The 15,980-nt window shown below is 56.1% G+C and carries 13 protein-coding genes; 10 read left to right on the top strand and 3 right to left on the bottom strand.

The features are described 5' to 3' along the window. Positions 1-73 precede the first annotated feature (73 nt). Positions 74-2,674, top strand: a complete 2,601-nt coding sequence (locus GSQ86_RS02870; protein ID WP_158748457.1) for an ACT domain-containing protein — start codon at positions 74-76, stop codon at positions 2,672-2,674. An 80-nt stretch (positions 2,675-2,754) separates the two neighbouring features. After that, positions 2,755-3,921, top strand: a complete 1,167-nt coding sequence (locus GSQ86_RS02865) for a VCBS repeat-containing protein (protein WP_158748456.1) — start codon at positions 2,755-2,757, stop codon at positions 3,919-3,921. Positions 3,922-3,971: 50 nt separating this feature from the next. On the opposite strand, the gene GSQ86_RS02860 is transcribed toward GSQ86_RS02865, so the two are convergent. Next, a complete protein-coding gene (locus GSQ86_RS02860) occupies positions 3,972-4,253 on the bottom strand; it encodes a metal/formaldehyde-sensitive transcriptional repressor (RefSeq protein WP_158748455.1) in 282 nt (93 codons plus the stop codon). Between the two features lie 144 nt (positions 4,254-4,397). Here GSQ86_RS02860 and GSQ86_RS02855 point away from each other — a divergent pair, with 144 nt between their 5' ends. Next, positions 4,398-5,846, top strand: coding sequence for a carbohydrate porin (locus GSQ86_RS02855; RefSeq protein WP_158748454.1), 1,449 nt, complete (start codon positions 4,398-4,400; stop codon positions 5,844-5,846). Between the two features lie 70 nt (positions 5,847-5,916). On the opposite strand, the gene GSQ86_RS02850 is transcribed toward GSQ86_RS02855, so the two are convergent. Beyond that, positions 5,917-6,132, bottom strand: coding sequence for a hypothetical protein (locus GSQ86_RS02850; RefSeq protein ID WP_158748453.1), 216 nt, complete (start codon positions 6,130-6,132; stop codon positions 5,917-5,919). Between the two features lie 282 nt (positions 6,133-6,414). On the opposite strand from GSQ86_RS02850, the gene GSQ86_RS02845 reads away from it, so the two are divergent. Continuing rightward, positions 6,415-7,401, top strand: coding sequence for a diguanylate cyclase domain-containing protein (locus GSQ86_RS02845; protein ID WP_158748452.1), 987 nt, complete (start codon positions 6,415-6,417; stop codon positions 7,399-7,401). A gap of 94 nt (positions 7,402-7,495) precedes the next feature. On the opposite strand, the gene GSQ86_RS02840 is transcribed toward GSQ86_RS02845, so the two are convergent. Then, on the bottom strand, positions 7,496-10,336 hold the full coding sequence (locus GSQ86_RS02840; protein WP_254062098.1) for a bifunctional YncE family protein/alkaline phosphatase family protein: 2,841 nt from the start codon (positions 10,334-10,336) through the stop codon (positions 7,496-7,498). Between the two features lie 228 nt (positions 10,337-10,564). Here GSQ86_RS02840 and GSQ86_RS02835 point away from each other — a divergent pair, with 228 nt between their 5' ends. From GSQ86_RS02835 to GSQ86_RS02810, 6 genes are all read left to right on the top strand, one after another. Further along, the gene (locus tag GSQ86_RS02835) at positions 10,565-11,359 is read left to right on the top strand and encodes a fatty acid desaturase (RefSeq protein WP_254062101.1); all 795 of its coding nucleotides are present in this window, start codon (positions 10,565-10,567) and stop codon (positions 11,357-11,359) included. Between the two features lie 92 nt (positions 11,360-11,451). Continuing rightward, complete coding sequence (locus GSQ86_RS02830; RefSeq protein WP_254062097.1) at positions 11,452-12,354, top strand: cell wall metabolism sensor histidine kinase WalK; 903 nt, start codon at positions 11,452-11,454, stop codon at positions 12,352-12,354. Between the two features lie 6 nt (positions 12,355-12,360). Next, positions 12,361-13,086: a response regulator transcription factor gene (locus tag GSQ86_RS02825; RefSeq protein ID WP_158748448.1), complete on the top strand. Its 726-nt coding sequence runs from the start codon at positions 12,361-12,363 to the stop codon at positions 13,084-13,086. A 70-nt stretch (positions 13,087-13,156) separates the two neighbouring features. Then, positions 13,157-13,363 carry a heavy-metal-associated domain-containing protein gene (locus tag GSQ86_RS02820; RefSeq protein WP_158748447.1) on the top strand — a complete coding sequence of 69 codons (207 nt, stop codon included), beginning with the start codon at positions 13,157-13,159 and terminating at the stop codon, positions 13,361-13,363. After that, a complete protein-coding gene (locus GSQ86_RS02815) occupies positions 13,364-15,628 on the top strand; it encodes a cation-translocating P-type ATPase (protein WP_158748446.1) in 2,265 nt (754 codons plus the stop codon). Next, entirely contained in the window at positions 15,625-15,960 is a 336-nt protein-coding gene (locus tag GSQ86_RS02810; protein ID WP_158748445.1) for a metal-sensitive transcriptional regulator, read from the top strand. Before GSQ86_RS02815 ends, GSQ86_RS02810 begins: the two co-directional genes overlap by 4 nt. The last annotated feature ends 20 nt before the right edge of the window (positions 15,961-15,980 follow it).

Genomic DNA, 15,980 nt, shown 5'->3' with positions numbered 1-15,980 from the left:
CGTCCTTTCGCAGAATACGTAGACAGAAATCACGACAGTGATTTCGCAACCACGAACTACACTTTGAAGCCGCATGACGCCTGAGCCGCTATCTCTCCCGCGAATGCGGGACCTGTATCAAAAAGAATCAGCCGACCTGCGCCTTACCTTCGAGCGCTCCGGCGACGGCTCAGCGTCCATTCGTCGCCGCTCCACTCTGGTCGATAAAATTCTCCGTCAGTTGTGGACGGCGCTCCTGGAGGATCAATCGGAGGCGGCCAATATTGCTCTCATTGCGACGGGAGGCTTCGGACGCAAGGAGCTCTTTCCTCACTCCGACATCGACGTGCTTTTTGTATGCGCCACCGAGAGAGCAGAGCGGGATTGTCACGACCTCATTCGCACCTGCACGCAATCCATGTGGGACATCGGTCTGCGCGCGAGTCCGACGACCCGCATCTATAAAGAGATCGATCGCGTAGACCCTGACAATCTCGAATTTATCGTCTCGCTCCTCGACCGCCGCTATCTATGCGGCGACTATGCGCTCTACCGCCGTCTGGAAAATGAGCTGCTTCCCGCACTCGCCCTGCGCGAATGGAATACGATTGTGCAAAATCTGGCCGAAATGGCGCGTGCACGGCACTCAAAATATGGCAATACCATTTTTCACCTTGAACCAAATATCAAGGAATGTCCCGGCGGCCTGCGCGATTATCATCTCTCCCAGTGGCTCAACCTGCTGTTCTCTCTGCAGGCGCAGAAGACCTGGCCAAAAACCACGACCAATTCCTTCTTCACCGTTCATAACGACCTCGAAACAGCATTCGACTTTCTCGCCGCTGCACGATGTTTCCTCCACTACCGCTGCGGACGCGACGACAACACCCTCGATTGGCATGCGCAGGATGAAGCCGCCGAGCAGAGCATCGGCCTCGAGACCCGCGGCTCAGCCGATCCCGCGTACTGGATGCGTACCTATTACCGGCATGCACGCACCATCTTCCGCCGCACTTCCCTGCTGATGGACGATGTGCCGCCTGCGCGCCGCTCGTTTTATAAGCAGTTTCGACGTAAGCGCACGCCGGTTCCCGGTACAGATTTTTTCCTGGAACAGGGCCGCCTCGATCTCGATGAATCCTCCACCGTCAGCGATGCCGACAGCGTCCTGCGAATCTTCGGCATGGTCGCTGCCCACGGCTACAAGCTCAGCCAGAACGCCGAAGACCGCATCGCCGAAGCTCTGCCTGTACTCGCCGTGCAAATGCCCGAAGGCCCGTTCCTGTGGAATTGCCTGCGCGACATTCTTATCGGTCCGCATGCCGCACATGCACTGCGCACCATGCATGCTTTAGGCGTTCTCGAACTCGTCATTCCCGAATTCCACGGCATCGACGCACTCGTTATCCGCGACTCTTATCATCGCTACACGGTAGACGAGCACACCTTTCTGGTGATCGACAACGTACACGCATTGCGCCAGCCGGCACAGGAATGGGAGAAGCGTTTCGCCACACTACTGCCGGAGATCGACCGTCTCGATCTCTTCCTGCTGGCTTTGCTCATGCATGACACGGGTAAAGCGCGACGCGCCGGAGACCACTGCGCGCAGAGCGTCGAGTTGGCGGAAAGCCTCTTTGCCCGGCTCGAATTCGACCCCGAAGAGCGCGAGACCGTACGCCGCATCATTCGCAATCACCTGGAAATGTCAGCTGCACTGCGTCGCGATATTTTTGATCCTGAAAGCATACGCGCCTTCGGGGAAAAAGTAGGCAGCCACGCGCAGCTCAAGATGCTCTGTCTGCTGACGTATGCCGATATCAAAGCGGTTGCACCAGAGGCGCTTACACCGTGGAAAGCTGAGAACCTTTGGCAGCTTTACATCGCAACATCGAACTTCCTCGACCGTAGCGTTGATGAAGAGCGTTATCACGTTGAATCCGATACAGGTCTGTTGAACCGCATCGTCGCTCTCACGCCCGACCGCAGTGAAGAGCTGAAATCTTTCCTCGAAGGGCTGCCGCAACGTTACCTGCAGACGCGGCTGCCCGAGCAGATTCGCAATCACTTCAAGATGGCTCTCGATCTTTCCGTCGAGCCTGCTCAGCTCGCCTTCCGCACCGTGCGCCAGCTGAGCGAGATCACGCTCATCACGGCGGATCGTCCTATGCTCTTTGCCGATATGGCCGGAATTCTTTCCGCCTGGGGCATGAACATCGTCAAGGCCGACGCTTTCTCAAACGCCGCCGGCCTCATTCTCGACACCTTCCAGTTCACTGATCCGTTTCAGACTCTTGAGCTGAATCCCACCGAAGTTGATCGCTTCCTCAAGAACATTCGCGATGTCATTTCTCGACATGTTCCGATCGAGTCGCTCCTGCGCGCCCGCAGCCACGCCAACCGTCGCAATCATGCCAAAGTGCATGTGGAAACACGCATCGCTTTCGACAACACGTCTTCATCCCACAGCACGCTCGTGCAAGTCGTCGCGCAGGATACTCCCGGTCTTTTGCGCGAGCTTGCCCGTACCTTCGCCGAAGCCCAGTGCAACATCGAAGTTGCGTTGATCGATACCGAAGGTGAGGTTGCCATTGACGTTTTCTACCTCACATCCTCTGGTCGCAAACTGAGCGATACGCAGCAGGAAAACCTGTCAGTCACGCTCACGCAGGCCATAGAATCCCTGCGTCACTAGTTGAAGCGAGTCCGTTTCCACATACGCTAATCAACTAATCTATCGTTCGGCACCGTCATAGTATTCGGGAGGAGCCGCGCATGATCCTGCCACGTTTCCTGCTCTTCGCGTTCTTTCTCTATTCCGCTGCGTCCCCTGTTCCGCGACGCGTGTTCTCCTACCCGACAGGCAAAAGCCCAAAGTGCATTGCTATAGGAGACTTAAATCACGACGGCAGACCAGATATCGTCGTTGGGAATGAAGACGGCACCGTGACCGTGCTTCTTAACGACGGAAATGATAGTTTCCACCCCGCCCCCGGCTCGCCGTTTCAAGCCGGTCATCTGCCAAACGACATTGTGATCGCCGATATGAATCGAGACGGGAATCCGGATCTGGTCATCGTCAACACGCAATCGCCATATCTAACGATTCTCCTGGGTGACGGCAAGGGTGCATTTCATCCCGCTTCAGGTTCGCCGGTCAATGTCCACTCCAATCCGCACCCGCACGGGATCGCGGTGGCTGACTTCAATGGAGACGGCATTCCCGATGTCGTCACTGATAGTTGGGCGGATAATCAGATCGAGCTTCTTCTTGGCGATGGCAGCGGGAGCCTTCGCACGCCCGGTAAATTCTTTGCTGTCGGCCGGCGGCCTTATGAGCGTTTACGTTCCGCCGACTTTAATCATGACGGCAATCCCGACGTCGTCACCACGAATCTGGACGACGATACCGTTTCCATTCTTTTGGGAGACGGAAAAGGGGGACTTCATCCTGCCGCGGGTTCGCCCTTCCCCGCAGGAGCAAAGCCCTGGCAGGTCACTATCGACGACATCAACCATGACGGCAATCCCGATCTCATCGTCATTCCCTATGACCGCGACGTGGCCAACGATGCGCAGATCGCCGTCACGGTCCTGCTCGGCGATGGAAAGGGCGGTTTTCGGCCCATGCCGACCTCACCTCTCCACCTGACAGGTTGCCGAGGCGCAGCCAGCGTCGCCGCTGGCGATCTCGAAGGAAATGGACTTCACGATATCGCGGTTCTATGCGCATCCAGCAGGAATTTGCTCACATTTGAGAATCAGGATCGCGGACAATTTGCCGAGACTTCTCAGGCGGCACCGAGCGGCTGGGGGTCGGTGGTCATCGCCGATCTGATTGGAAAGGGCAAAAACGATCTAATCACGGCAGACAACGAGGCTGGCAGCATCACAATTTATCGGATACCTCAAGCCATCACCCCGCTTAAGCGTACCCATTAACAAGTCCGCTTCAACTCGACCGCAATCTGGAAAAATCCGCGTGATTATGTTCACTTCAAATAGGCCCGGATCAGATCGATCAGATCCTCGGCCAGCTCCGTAGGCGGATGCGCACTCTTTTCCGTCAGCATGTGCAGGCGAATATGGTCCTCCATCACCTCTCCCATCAGGCTGTTGATACCGCCGCGCACATTCGCCAGCAGCATCAGTACATCCGCGCAATCATCACCGTTTGTCAGCGATCGCTCGATCGCATCGACTTGTCCACGAATGCGTCTTATGCGGGCTACAAGCTTCTGCTTCTCCCGATCCACCCGGTCAACAGCGCACATGATTTTTCCTCAGCATATCCTAGGGGGGTATGATACAACATCCTAAGAGCCGTTGTACGCATCTTTTCTGTAACGCTCCTGCAACAGTCGCAGGTCAAAATTTAGCTCTGATACCTTTCATCCATTCCTTCAGCTGGAGAAGTTTTGCGCAAGTTGACAGCCATCCTTTGCCTGACGCTCTGCTCGCCTTACGCGAGCGCGCAATCTCCTGCGCTCCTTCCTTCGGCGCCCACGCCACAACTCGTTCTGCCCATTTCCGGAGCCGACGCAGCGGCGCGCCAGAATGCAGAAGCACAAAAGGAACCCGATAATACGGTCTTTCCGCACAGCGATACGACGCAATGGTGGATATCCGGTCAGAGCAACATCATTTTTCAGGCTCATCCTTCATTTCATTCGCCCTATCAGGGCCAGAACAGCTTCCACGGGGCTGGCGAATACAAGACATCGCTCGTCGGTACACTTTTTCTCGGCTACCAGCCTCATCGCAACACGCGCTACAACACGGATTTTATTGTCGATGTGGAGAGTACGGGCGGACGCGGGCTCAGCCAGGCGCTTGGTCTGGCCGGCTTCACCAATCTCGATGTCGTACGCAATCCGAACCTCGGCTCTACACCGTATCTGGCTCGCGGCGAGATTCACCAGACCATCGGCTTCACCGACGAGACCACGGATTCCGATCGCAGCTTCCTATCCCTTGCCAGCAAGGTTCCAGTGCGCCGGTTGGAGTTCCGCATCGGCAAGATGAGCATGCCTGATGTCTTCGACATCAATTCCATCGGCAGTGACAGTCACCTGCAATTCACCAACTGGACCATCGACAATAATGGCGCATGGGACTATGCCGCAGACACCCGCGGCTATACCGTCGCGGCAACAGCGGAATACGACGACCGGAACTGGAGCGCCCGCTATGGTCTTGCCGCCATGCCAACCGTCGCCAACGGTATCGACCTCGACTGGGCATTTTCGCGAGCCAGCGGCCAAAACATGGAGTTCGAGCTTCGGCACTCGCTTCTTCCCGGCCGCAAAGGCACCACCCGCATTCTGAGTTACGTGAATCACGCCCATATGGGAACGTACCGGGAAGCAGTCGATGCCTATCTTGACGGCACAGACGCCACTCCAGAGATCACAAAACACGAGCATTTTGGCGCCGTAAAGTACGGTTTTGGGTGGAATAACGAGCAGGAAATCACACAAAATTTGCGTATTTTCAGCCGCTTTGGCTGGAACGAAGGCCAGCACGAATCCTTTGCCTACACCGAGGTCGATCAGAGTGTAACCGTAGGCGGAGACCTTCGCGGCACGGACTGGCATCGGCAGAACGACAAAATCGGCGTCGCATTCGTGTCCAACGCGATCAAGCAGGACCATCAGAACTATCTGAAATATGGGGGTTTAGGCTTCCTGCTGGGCGATGGCCGACTTGACTACGGACGGGAAAACATTGTCGAGAGCTACTACAACTGGCATGTGAAAAGCGGCCTCTTCTTCGCCCTTGGGCTGAGTCATATCGACAATCCCGGGTATAACCGCGATCGTGGCCCGGTTTGGGTGCCAAGCGTGCGAATGCACGTCGATTATTGAGCAAAAAATCGCCCTTAAACACGCAAAAACCGCGCCAAATTGGCGCGGTTTTTTAACAAAAATTGGCCTTTTAGTTGAAGGGGAGGGCTGCTGCCGGACGTTGATCGTCCAGTTTTTCCTTACAGACATGCTGCGCTTCCAACAGTCGGGTCTCGGCCGGAGTCTTTGCGCGTCCGATAACCTGGAAGCAATGGACGCAAATCGTCAACCGGTTACGCGAGATCTGAATCCGGGCAGGAAGTAACTTCTGCGGTATAGCGTGCGTGGTCGTTACTGCGAAAGCCATAGCTCACTCCAGTGTCTAGAGGGTTTACTGGGAGCATTTTCCTAAGATACCCGCGAGTTCCGTAATTCTCACGTGGCTCTCTGGATTACGCCTTGCTATTGATTGTTTTTAGTATACGCCCGTTAGGCTTTTCCGATTGTACGTATGCGCGTAGTTTTTACCTGTTTTGGGAAAATTGCAACAACTTTTTTTGATTTCGAGAAAATTTTTGCGAATTTGATCCGATCCTCACCCTAAATAAATTCCGCGAATCCCCGATAACGTATGAGGGAGCGTCTTTCAATGCCCGTGTTGCTGGAAAAACCCATAACTATTCTGCTGGCAGACGCTCACCCGGCGACGGCCTCGTCCTTGCGCGTCCTGCTGGAGCGGTGGAATTACAAGGTAGAAGTGTTAGGCGATGGCGTGGCCGCATTCAAACGTCTGAACGGCCCGGATGCCCCGGCGATGGCGATTCTTGACTATGATTTGCCGTCGATGAAGGGCTTCGAGGTCATCTCCGAGACGCGGCGACGGGCACGGCAGGATGCGCTTTGGCTGATGCTGATGAGCGGCACTCCCGACCCGGACAAGATCGAGATGGCGACCGGCGCCGGGGTGGATGACTTTCTGCTGAAACCTATCAACGAAACAGAGCTGCTGATTCGCCTGCGTGCCGCAGAAAGAGTCCGTCATCTTTACCACGAACTCCAGTCGCAAATGGACGCGGTGCGCTTTTATGCTTCCCATGACACTCTGACCGGCTTGCTGAACCGGGAAGCGATGATGCGCCTTCTTTTCCAGGAAACGGACCGTGTCCAGCGTATGCGCACACCGCTGACGCTGATGATGATCGATCTCGATAAGTTCTCTGAGATCAATATCGAATTCGGCTACGGTACGGGAGATGCCGTTTTGCGTGAATTTTCCCAACGGCTAAAGCGATATTTGCGGAGTTACGACATTCTGGGACGGTGCGGCGAGGACGAATTTCTCATCGGATTACCAGGTTGCACAGCTGAACAGGCGGAAGCCATGGCAGAGAGGCTGCAGGGCTGGATTCTGGAAAAGCCGTACCACATTCACCGTGATGTTTTCAGTGTGACCGCAAGTATCGGCATCGCCAGCAGCCGAGGACGTTCGCCATTGATCGTCCTTCGCGAGGCTGAACGCGCATTAGCCAATGCCAAGGTCGCCGGACGCAACTGCGCTCACATTTTCAACTCCCGGCAACCTATCCCCTCCGTATCTGACGGGTCATCCGACACCGATTACACCGGAATGGCCTGAGGCTCCTGTCACTACCCCAGGCTCACCAATCAGTTGTCTAATCCCTGAATTTATCCACTTCGCCCGCAGTCCTGTCTCCGTGCACCGTTAAGCCTTAGTCGTCGTCATCATCTTTGTGCGACCCATGAGGATGCAACACCATCCAGGGAACGGGCTTATCGCCCATGGCTTCGCGCCATAAAATGACGTTCAGCTTACGCGCATCGGCGCGATCTTCGTGCGTGAAATCCATCTTGCTCGATTCCTTTGCGCCCGGAGATTTCGGCGTATTGGCGGTATAAATTAACCCGTTGTCTCGATTGGTGTAGTCCGCGTCATACACCGGCTGATCGCCACTTCCGGCGAAAAGCGAAGCGATGAGTGGAGAGAAAGCGTCATTGTTATTCATCGGAGGAAGGCCGAGCAGGTCTTCCATGGTGTGCAGAAAGCTAACGGTCGTACAGAAGGTCGAGTCCACTGTCGGCTGGGCTGACTTCGGCGAATACTTGCTGACGACCAGAGCGATGCTGCGATGCGCATCCACGTGATCGGCGCCGTCCTGCGCGTCATCTTCAAGAATAAAGAAGGCAGTGTCATCCCAGAATTTACTATGCGAGATGGCTTCGACTGCTCGACCTACGGCGAGATCATTATCCGAGACGGAAGCCTGCGGGGTTGGGGAGCCGGGTGTGGTGCCGGCTGTGTGGTCGTTTGCTAATCGCAGCATAACGAACTGCGGCATGGTGTCGTGGCCTTGCTGGCGATCAGCCTCCCAACTGCGAAAATGCGTAAGGAATTCCTCCACTCGAAGCTGGTCGGGGAATTTCAGGTTGAAGTCCGGGAACAACGGATCGAAGTGCCCTTTCAATTCAGGCTTGGTCGCTACATTTTCGGAGATGAGAGGAATTGCCCAGGGATAGGGGCTGACTCCGCCGCCGTAATTGGTGGGAATCGGCTGTCCTTTTTGGATGGCAGCTACTTTGCAATGCTTCGGCGCTGGCTCAGGAGTGCCTGCAAGAGGTGACTTTTCGATCGGAGCTTCAGCGGCTTCGCCACAAAACGTGGTCGCTATGTACTCGCCAAAGTGGTAGAGGGTCTTGCCGTGACGTGCGAGATTTGTCCAGATGTAACTGCTGGCTGGCTCGTTGATGTCGGGAATGCCTTCCGTCAGCGGATATCCGTGCTCGACGACACCTTCAAAATCGTAGACGCGCGCATTTCCCCGATACGATTGCTGCCAGGTCTTTTCTGTGTAATCGCTGCTGATGGCGGCATTCGACCAGACATGACCGTCACCTGAAACCTCGCCCGAGTCATAAAAGTTATCGAGCACTCCGAATTGCAGCGCCAGTTTATGCAGGTTTGGCGTAATGCTGCGCCCATACATGGTGAGGGACGGATCGCCGTTACCAGCGCCGAGGTCACCAAATATCTGATCGTAGGTGCGATTCTCTTTGATGATGTAGATCACATGATGGATGGGGTTCGCACCGCTCTGAAACTGGATATGCTGAGCCGCGGCCTGCATCATGTTGCTTGCCACTACTTCTGAAGTGAGTTGCGGCAGCTCACGCTGCGCTGTTGCCAGATCAACAGTGGCCAGCGAGCCATGCAACAGCGTGCCTATATAAGTGTGCGGACGACGCATGCGCTGCGATTGGTTCGCCGAAGGATTTGCGGGTTGCGGTTGCGGATCGGCATTGGGGCCGGTGCCCTTGCCTTTAGCAGTAGCTACGTAAAGGGTGTTTCCCTTCATTGCCAGCGCTGTCGGATACCACTCGGTGGGAATGAAGCCGGTGGGCTGCGCTGCGGATTTGGGCTTTAGGTTGTGTGTCGAAAAGACAGCGACCGCATCGGAACCGGAGTTGGCGGCATAAAGAGTGCTGTCATCTGCTGAGAGCGCAACCGCATCCGGCATGGCGCCAAAGTAGCGCTGGCCGGGCAGCTGGGCGTTGAAGATTCCAGCCAACTGCATGCGCGCACCATTCAGATGGACAGCAGCGACGGCATCGCGATTCGCCAGCGGGACGTAAAGCATCTTCTCATCATGGCTGAAGACGAACGCTGTTGGATGCGAGCCTGGCGAGGTTGGAAGGTCGGGCGGCAAAAGTGGTAAGGTCTGCGCGACTTTGCCTGATGAGAGATCGAGCTCGGCTACGGCTGAGCCATTCCACAGTGCAACGAAGGCGCGGCGATTGTCGCGACTGACGGTTACGGCGATTGGATACTGCGAGGGCACTGTGGGATTTGTAGCCAGATCGAAACGCGTGATTGTCTTGCCGGTGGAAGCATCGATCAGCAACACATCGTCGGAGAATTCATCAGCGACCAATATCTGATCGTTACCGCCTTTACCAGCAATGATGGCCAGCCCGGCCGGTGCCGTAATCGCCATGCCGTCAGGGACGGCCTTGTTGAGATGGTTCTGCGTATGGCCAGCCGCGAGCTTTTGCAGCGGGATGGGGATAAGGCGCTCGGGCGAAAGCGCGCTGCCAGTGAATCGATAAACGACAATGGCATTGCCGGTATGTCGCTCATCGCCGCCTTCCGGCTGCGAAAGCGAATCCATGCTGGCATACACATGGGACCCGTCAGAACTGAAGGCCACTCCGTTGTAGAGCGTCTGGGGCGCGCCTACATCGGTTCGCGCGTCGGGAAAATCGGCAAGGTTTCCCGTCTGCGTATCGAGAATGGCGAGGGATTGCTGGTACTTCGACTCGACCGTGCCGAAACCGGCATTTACGAGCGCCAAATAGCGATGATCCGGCGACCAGGCCATCGCCATGGGCAGGCTGTTTAATCGCTGCGGCGAACCAGGTACAGGCTCAATGATTTTTTTACTGGTCGGCAGCGGGAGGGTCTGCGAAACGGCCGTGGCGCCCGAGGAAAAGATCGAGATGACCAAAGGAGTGAGAGCGAATATGCGGTTCATGTCGATAAGCCGAAACTTTATCATTTCAACATTACAAAAGTCTTACAGGCGGCCATTCAGGGCACTGGTACGGTTGAAACAGGAACATTTTTCCGAGAAGGATACTCCATCCCAATGCCCGTTGAATTGCTGGAAGAACCGCTCCAAGCCGAGGCCGGGAAAGCCCCTCAGCGTTATGTCCCGAAGCCCGACGTCCCTACACTAGGCCGTGCAGCGCAGGGCGGCAAGACGAGCTGGATTACCGCCGTCTTCATGGTGGCCTTCCACATCGGCGCGATAGCCGCGCTCTTCTTTTTCTCATGGGGCGCTTTTCTGACTGCCGTGGTTCTCTACATCTTCGCCATCAACATGGGCATTGGCATGGGATACCACCGGCTGCTGACGCATCGCGGCTACAAAACGCCGAAATGGATCGAGTATTTTCTGGCCGTATGCGGCACGCTTTCGCTTGAGGGCGGCCCGATATTCTGGGTGGCAACGCACCGTGTTCATCATCAACTCAGCGACAAGACTGGCGACCCGCACACTCCGACTGAAGGCGGATGGTGGGCACATCTGGGTTGGATTCTTAGCGGCGAATCGCTGCATGCGCAGACGGTGATGTTGGGGCGTTATGCTCCTGATCTTACGAAAGATCGTTTCCATGTCTGGCTTAGCAAATACCACTGGGTTCCACTGACTCTGGTGGGTCTCGGGTTGCTCGCAATAGGCGGTTGGAAGTGGGTTTTATGGGGCATCTTCCTGCGCGTTACGCTCGGGTTACATTCCACCTGGCTGGTAAACTCAGCGACGCACATGTGGGGATCGCGACGCTTTCCTACCCGCGATGAGTCGCGCAACAACTGGTGGGTAGCGCTATTGACCGGCGGAGAAGGCTGGCACAATAACCATCACGCGCATCCGGTATCGGCGCGGCATGGACTGAAGTGGTATGAGTTCGATCCCAACTACTACGGTATCTGGGTATTGAAACAGCTTGGCCTTGCGCGCGACATCAAGATCGCCCAGTACGATCCCCAGGATCCCCGGCCTGCCGGCGCAGCATAAAATAGAGTTCAAACCTGAAATTTGCCCGCTCTCAATAGTCTGAGCGGGCATTTCACTTTATCGTCATGCGCATTACGCAACGCAGACCGGCCATGATCCTCTTCGTCACACTTGGCGTGTGCATGGTGGGTGTTGCCATTACGCTCAACGTTGGGTGGATCATTCTGAACTGGCGGCGTGTGTGGCCGATGGTGGTCGGCATTCCCTTCTTCATGCTGCTGATCGCGGGGCTGGTGCTGAACACGATCTTTCTGGTGCGCGAGGTGCGCCGCAACGAGCGTCACGACAGTTTTCTGAATGCCGTTACACACGAACTGAAGACGCCGATTGCCTCGATCCGCCTTTACCTAGAAACACTTCAGCGTCGAGCCCTAAGCGAAGAACAGCGGCAGCAGTTTTATGAAATTATGCTGGCCGATAGTGACCGGCTGATCGCGACTGTCGAACAGGTGCTGAAGGCAGGTGAGGTTGGCCAAAGCGCGCGCAACCGAATCCAGACTGAAGTCGACATGCGCCTGCTGGTGCGGCAATGTATCGAAACGACCCGGCTGCGACACCATCTGGCGCCGGAGACCATTCAACTTGAGGACGATTCCGGTGCGGCACCGCTGCTGGTGCGTGGTAATCCTGATGATTTGCAGACAGCGATAGAAAATATTCTGGGCAATGCCGTGAAGTATTCTCCAGACGGCCTGCAAGTGCGTATTTCTCTTAAGATCGACAGCGATGCGTGGATTGTGTTGAGTGTTTCCGACGAAGGCATCGGGATACCTCCCGCACACTTGAAGCGAATCTTCAAACGCTTTTATCGCGTACCGCACCGCAACGTGCTGAAGACCAAGGGAACAGGCCTGGGGCTCTTTCTTGTTCGCACCATTGCGCGCCAACATGGTGGCGACGCCATTGCACAGAGCGCCGGAGAAGGCCGGGGCACTACGATTCGCTTACAGTTGCCGCGCCTTCTTACGAAAACAGCGCAGACACAGCTGAACTGAGGATCCATGTCATCAAAGTCAACCCGCATTCTTATAGTCGAAGATGAGACTCATCTAGCGCAGGGACTATTTTTCAATCTGCAGGCCGAAGGCTTTGATGTTGAGATTGCAGGCGACGGAGAGAGCGCTCTTTCTGCTTTATCGGCAAATGGGGCAGCGTTTGACGCTGTATTGCTGGATGTGATGCTTCCGGGAAAAGACGGCTTTGCGGTTGCAACTGAGTTACGTGAACAGCAAAATTTTGTTCCGATTCTCATGTTGACGGCGCGTGGGCGACCTGAAGATGTACTGAAAGGCTTTGCTGCGGGCGCGGATGACTATCTGGCGAAGCCCTTCGATCTCTCTATTCTTATGGCGAGGCTGCATGGATTGCTGCGACGGATGGCATGGCACGCGCCTGTCGCGCCAACTGAGCAGAGACCTGATGAGGTTTCGAAATTTGAATTTGGCGGGCGCTGTATTGATTTCGAATCGCTCGAATTGACTGGGCCGGAAAAACGCGTGCACCTCACGCTGATGGAGGCTGACTTTCTTCGTTACCTGGTACGAAACCAGGGGCGCATCATCTCCCGCAAAGAGCTGTTGGAGCAGGTTTGGCGCGTACGCGAGGACACGGATACCCGCGCAATCGACAACTTCGTCGTCCGGCTGCGGCGCTATATTGAAGATGATCCTACCAACCCTACGTATCTGAAGACTGTTCGCGGCGTGGGTTACCGTTTTGTCCCGTAGATCATAATCTGCCCCGCAAAATTGCATCTTTTATTGCAGTAGGCGCATAATAGGGGTAGGGGGTATATCCATGAGCGCAATTACGCTGAGAATTGATGGGATGCACTGTGGAGCGTGCGTGCGCCGTGTCACGCAGGCGCTGCAGAGAGTAGAGGGTGCCGAGGTACAGGAAGTCCGTATCGGCGCGGCGCGCATGGAAGTTCTCGATGCCGGATCCACGCCAGCGCTCCTTGTTTCGATCGCCAAAGCTGGCTTCTCCGCACACGTGGAGGAATAAATGGCCAACGACTCCAAAACAATCACGCTGCCGGTAACGGGGATGAGTTGTGCCGCGTGCCAGGTCCATGTGGAGCGTGCATTACGAGAAACTCCGGGTGTAAGCGCTGCTCAAGTAAATCTCATGAATCACCGGGCGCGCATTACGTTCGATCCCGCAATCGCGCAGCCTGAAGAGCTCATTGACGCGGTGCGAGAAGCGGGATATGACGCTGCTTTGCCAGCCGAAGATGCCGCTCCCATGCATGATCACAACGATGCCAGCGATGCAGGCACGTTGAAGACAAGGGCCTTTGCGACTGTCGCTGGCGGAGGGGTGGCAATGCTTTTATCGATGCCCCTTATGCATGGCCGCGGCAGCGCGTTCGACCGCGTGATGATGAGCATTTTTCCGTGGCTCTACCAGATTCCACACTTCGTACTTGCTTACACGCTGCTTTTGATGACGCTCATCGGCATGTTCTGGGCGGGGTGGCCGATCTACCGTGGTGCGTTTAAAGCAGCAAGGCATGGAACAAGCAACATGAACACGCTGGTTTCCCTGGGTACGATCTCGGCTTTTCTCTATTCCGCCGCCGCGACGATCGATCCGCAGGTGTTCACACGGCATGGTCTGCGGCCAGAGCTCTACTACGAATCGATTTTGCTGATTCTCGGCTTCCTGCTCCTGGGCAAATGGCTGGAGGCGCGCGCAAAACACAGGACGCTCGATGCGCTTGAGGCTTTTGCAAAGATGCAGCCGGAGACTGCGCGTGTTCTGCGAGATAGCAGCGAAGTCGAGATTCCGCTCGCCTCCGTCCAGTCGGGCGATACCGTTCTGGTGCGTCCCGGCGAGCGTATTCCCGTAGACGGCGTGGTCGTAACGGGCACAAGCAGCGTCGATGAATCTCTGGTGACGGGGGAAGCGAGGCCGGTGCCGAGAAATCCAGGTGACAGACTCATTGGCGGATCGGTGAATTACGATGGCGCGCTCACGTACCGGGCAACATCCATTGGCGCGGACAGTGTATTAGGACAGATGCTGCGCCTTATGGAAGACGCACAGAGTGCGAAGGCTCCGATGCAGCAATTGGCGGATCGAGTGAGCGCCATTTTCGTGCCGATCGTACTAGCGCTGGCAGTGCTGACATTTGTTTTGTGGGTATGGCTCGATCCGGCAGAGGGCGTCAGTCGAGCTTTTGCCGTGGCTGTCACCGTGCTGGTCATTGCGTGCCCATGCGCAATGGGACTCGCTGTCCCGGCGGCTCTCACTGTCGCCATCGGACGCGGAGCGCGGATGGGCATTCTCTTCAAAGGCGGCGAAAGTGTTGAGTGTTTAGCGCATGTGGATACAGTCGTTCTGGACAAAACAGGTACGCTCACTACCGGCAAGCCTCAGATTACGACCGTAGTGCCCGCCAGCGAGTGGAGTGCCACAGAGGTGCTTTCCATCGCCGCATCTCTGGAGCGCCAGTCGGAACACCCTTTGGCTCATGCCGTGTTGCAGAAGGCACTGAGTGATGGCATCGCTCTCTCCACGGCAAGCGAACTGCGTGCGATACCCGGCAAAGGCATTACCGGTGTGGTCGATCGGCATTCGGTTGCAGCTGGAAATGCGGCCTTGATGCTCGATTTGGGCATCGCGCTGCCTTCTACGATCAATTCAAATGCGACGGCCACAATTCTGCATATTGCCGTGGACGGTAAATATTGCGGCCATCTGGAAGCCGAGGATGCTCTACGTTCCGGCGCAAAAGAAGCGATGCATGAGCTTCACGCTCTTGGCGTGAAGACGATGATACTTACCGGCGACAATATGCAGGCTGCACAACACATTGCTCAGGCAGCGGGAATCGATCAAGTGAAAGCGGAATTGCTACCCGAAGCAAAGCTTGCTGCAATTCGTGAGTTGCAGTCGGAAGGCCGGAAGGTGGCAATGGTCGGGGACGGCATCAACGATGCGGCGGCGCTTGCGCAGGCCGATGCGGGACTGGCTATCGGCACAGGCACGGATCTCGCACGGGAAGCTGGTGACGCGATCCTGCTGCGCGGCGAGCCGCAGCAAATCGTGGACGCGATTCGGCTTGCGCGTCAGACGGTGCACGTGATGCGTCAAAATCTGGGCTGGGCACTCGGCTATAACGTTGTCGGGATTCCTGTAGCTGCGGGAGCCTTATATCCGGTGCTTGGAATCTTCTTGAGTCCGGTGATCGCCAGCGCCGCGATGGCCTTAAGTTCAGTTAGCGTGCTGAGTAATAGCCTGAGACTGCGGAGTTCGAAAATATGAGCGCAAAAAAAATGACAGCGGTGAACTGTGCCTGCGGAGATGAACGCAAGGCTGCCAGTGTCGATCCGGAGATCAAAGCGGCCACGCTGCGGCGGCTGGCGCGGATTGCCGGGCAGATTCGCGGGCTGGAGAAAATGGTAGAGCAGGAGCGCTATTGTGCCGACATCCTGGTCCAGATTTCCTCGGTGCAGGAAGCTCTGCGAGGCACCAGCCGCCACCTGATGCGCAATCATCTGCAGCACTGTGCCACCGATGCCATCAAGAAGGGCTCCGAGAGCGCCGAGGCTATGTACGACGAACTGCTCGATCTTGTTTACAAGCATTCCCGCTAGAGCCTGTAAACTGGTAGCGG

This window comes from Acidobacterium sp. S8 (assembly GCF_009765985.1).
In the GTDB taxonomy this organism is placed as follows: Bacteria; Acidobacteriota; Terriglobia; order Terriglobales; family Acidobacteriaceae; genus Alloacidobacterium.
This window is presented reverse-complemented; position numbering and strand designations above follow the sequence as displayed.

Excerpts from the sequence above, each read along its gene's own strand:
- GSQ86_RS02860 (WP_158748455.1), bottom strand. The coding sequence starts at position 4,253 with ATGTGCGCTGTTGACCGGGTGGATCGGGAGAAGCAGAAGCTTGTAGCC.
- GSQ86_RS02870 (WP_158748457.1), top strand. The coding sequence starts at position 74 with ATGACGCCTGAGCCGCTATCTCTCCCGCGAATGCGGGACCTGTATCAA.
- GSQ86_RS02845 (WP_158748452.1), top strand. The coding sequence starts at position 6,415 with ATGCCCGTGTTGCTGGAAAAACCCATAACTATTCTGCTGGCAGACGCT.
- GSQ86_RS02850 (WP_158748453.1), bottom strand. The coding sequence starts at position 6,132 with ATGGCTTTCGCAGTAACGACCACGCACGCTATACCGCAGAAGTTACTT.
- GSQ86_RS02810 (WP_158748445.1), top strand. The coding sequence starts at position 15,625 with ATGAGCGCAAAAAAAATGACAGCGGTGAACTGTGCCTGCGGAGATGAA.
- GSQ86_RS02840 (WP_254062098.1), bottom strand. The coding sequence starts at position 10,336 with ATGATAAAGTTTCGGCTTATCGACATGAACCGCATATTCGCTCTCACT.
- GSQ86_RS02820 (WP_158748447.1), top strand. The coding sequence starts at position 13,157 with ATGAGCGCAATTACGCTGAGAATTGATGGGATGCACTGTGGAGCGTGC.
- GSQ86_RS02825 (WP_158748448.1), top strand. The coding sequence starts at position 12,361 with ATGTCATCAAAGTCAACCCGCATTCTTATAGTCGAAGATGAGACTCAT.
- GSQ86_RS02835 (WP_254062101.1), top strand. The coding sequence starts at position 10,565 with ATGGTGGCCTTCCACATCGGCGCGATAGCCGCGCTCTTCTTTTTCTCA.
- GSQ86_RS02865 (WP_158748456.1), top strand. The coding sequence starts at position 2,755 with ATGATCCTGCCACGTTTCCTGCTCTTCGCGTTCTTTCTCTATTCCGCT.
- GSQ86_RS02830 (WP_254062097.1), top strand. The coding sequence starts at position 11,452 with ATGATCCTCTTCGTCACACTTGGCGTGTGCATGGTGGGTGTTGCCATT.
- GSQ86_RS02815 (WP_158748446.1), top strand. The coding sequence starts at position 13,364 with ATGGCCAACGACTCCAAAACAATCACGCTGCCGGTAACGGGGATGAGT.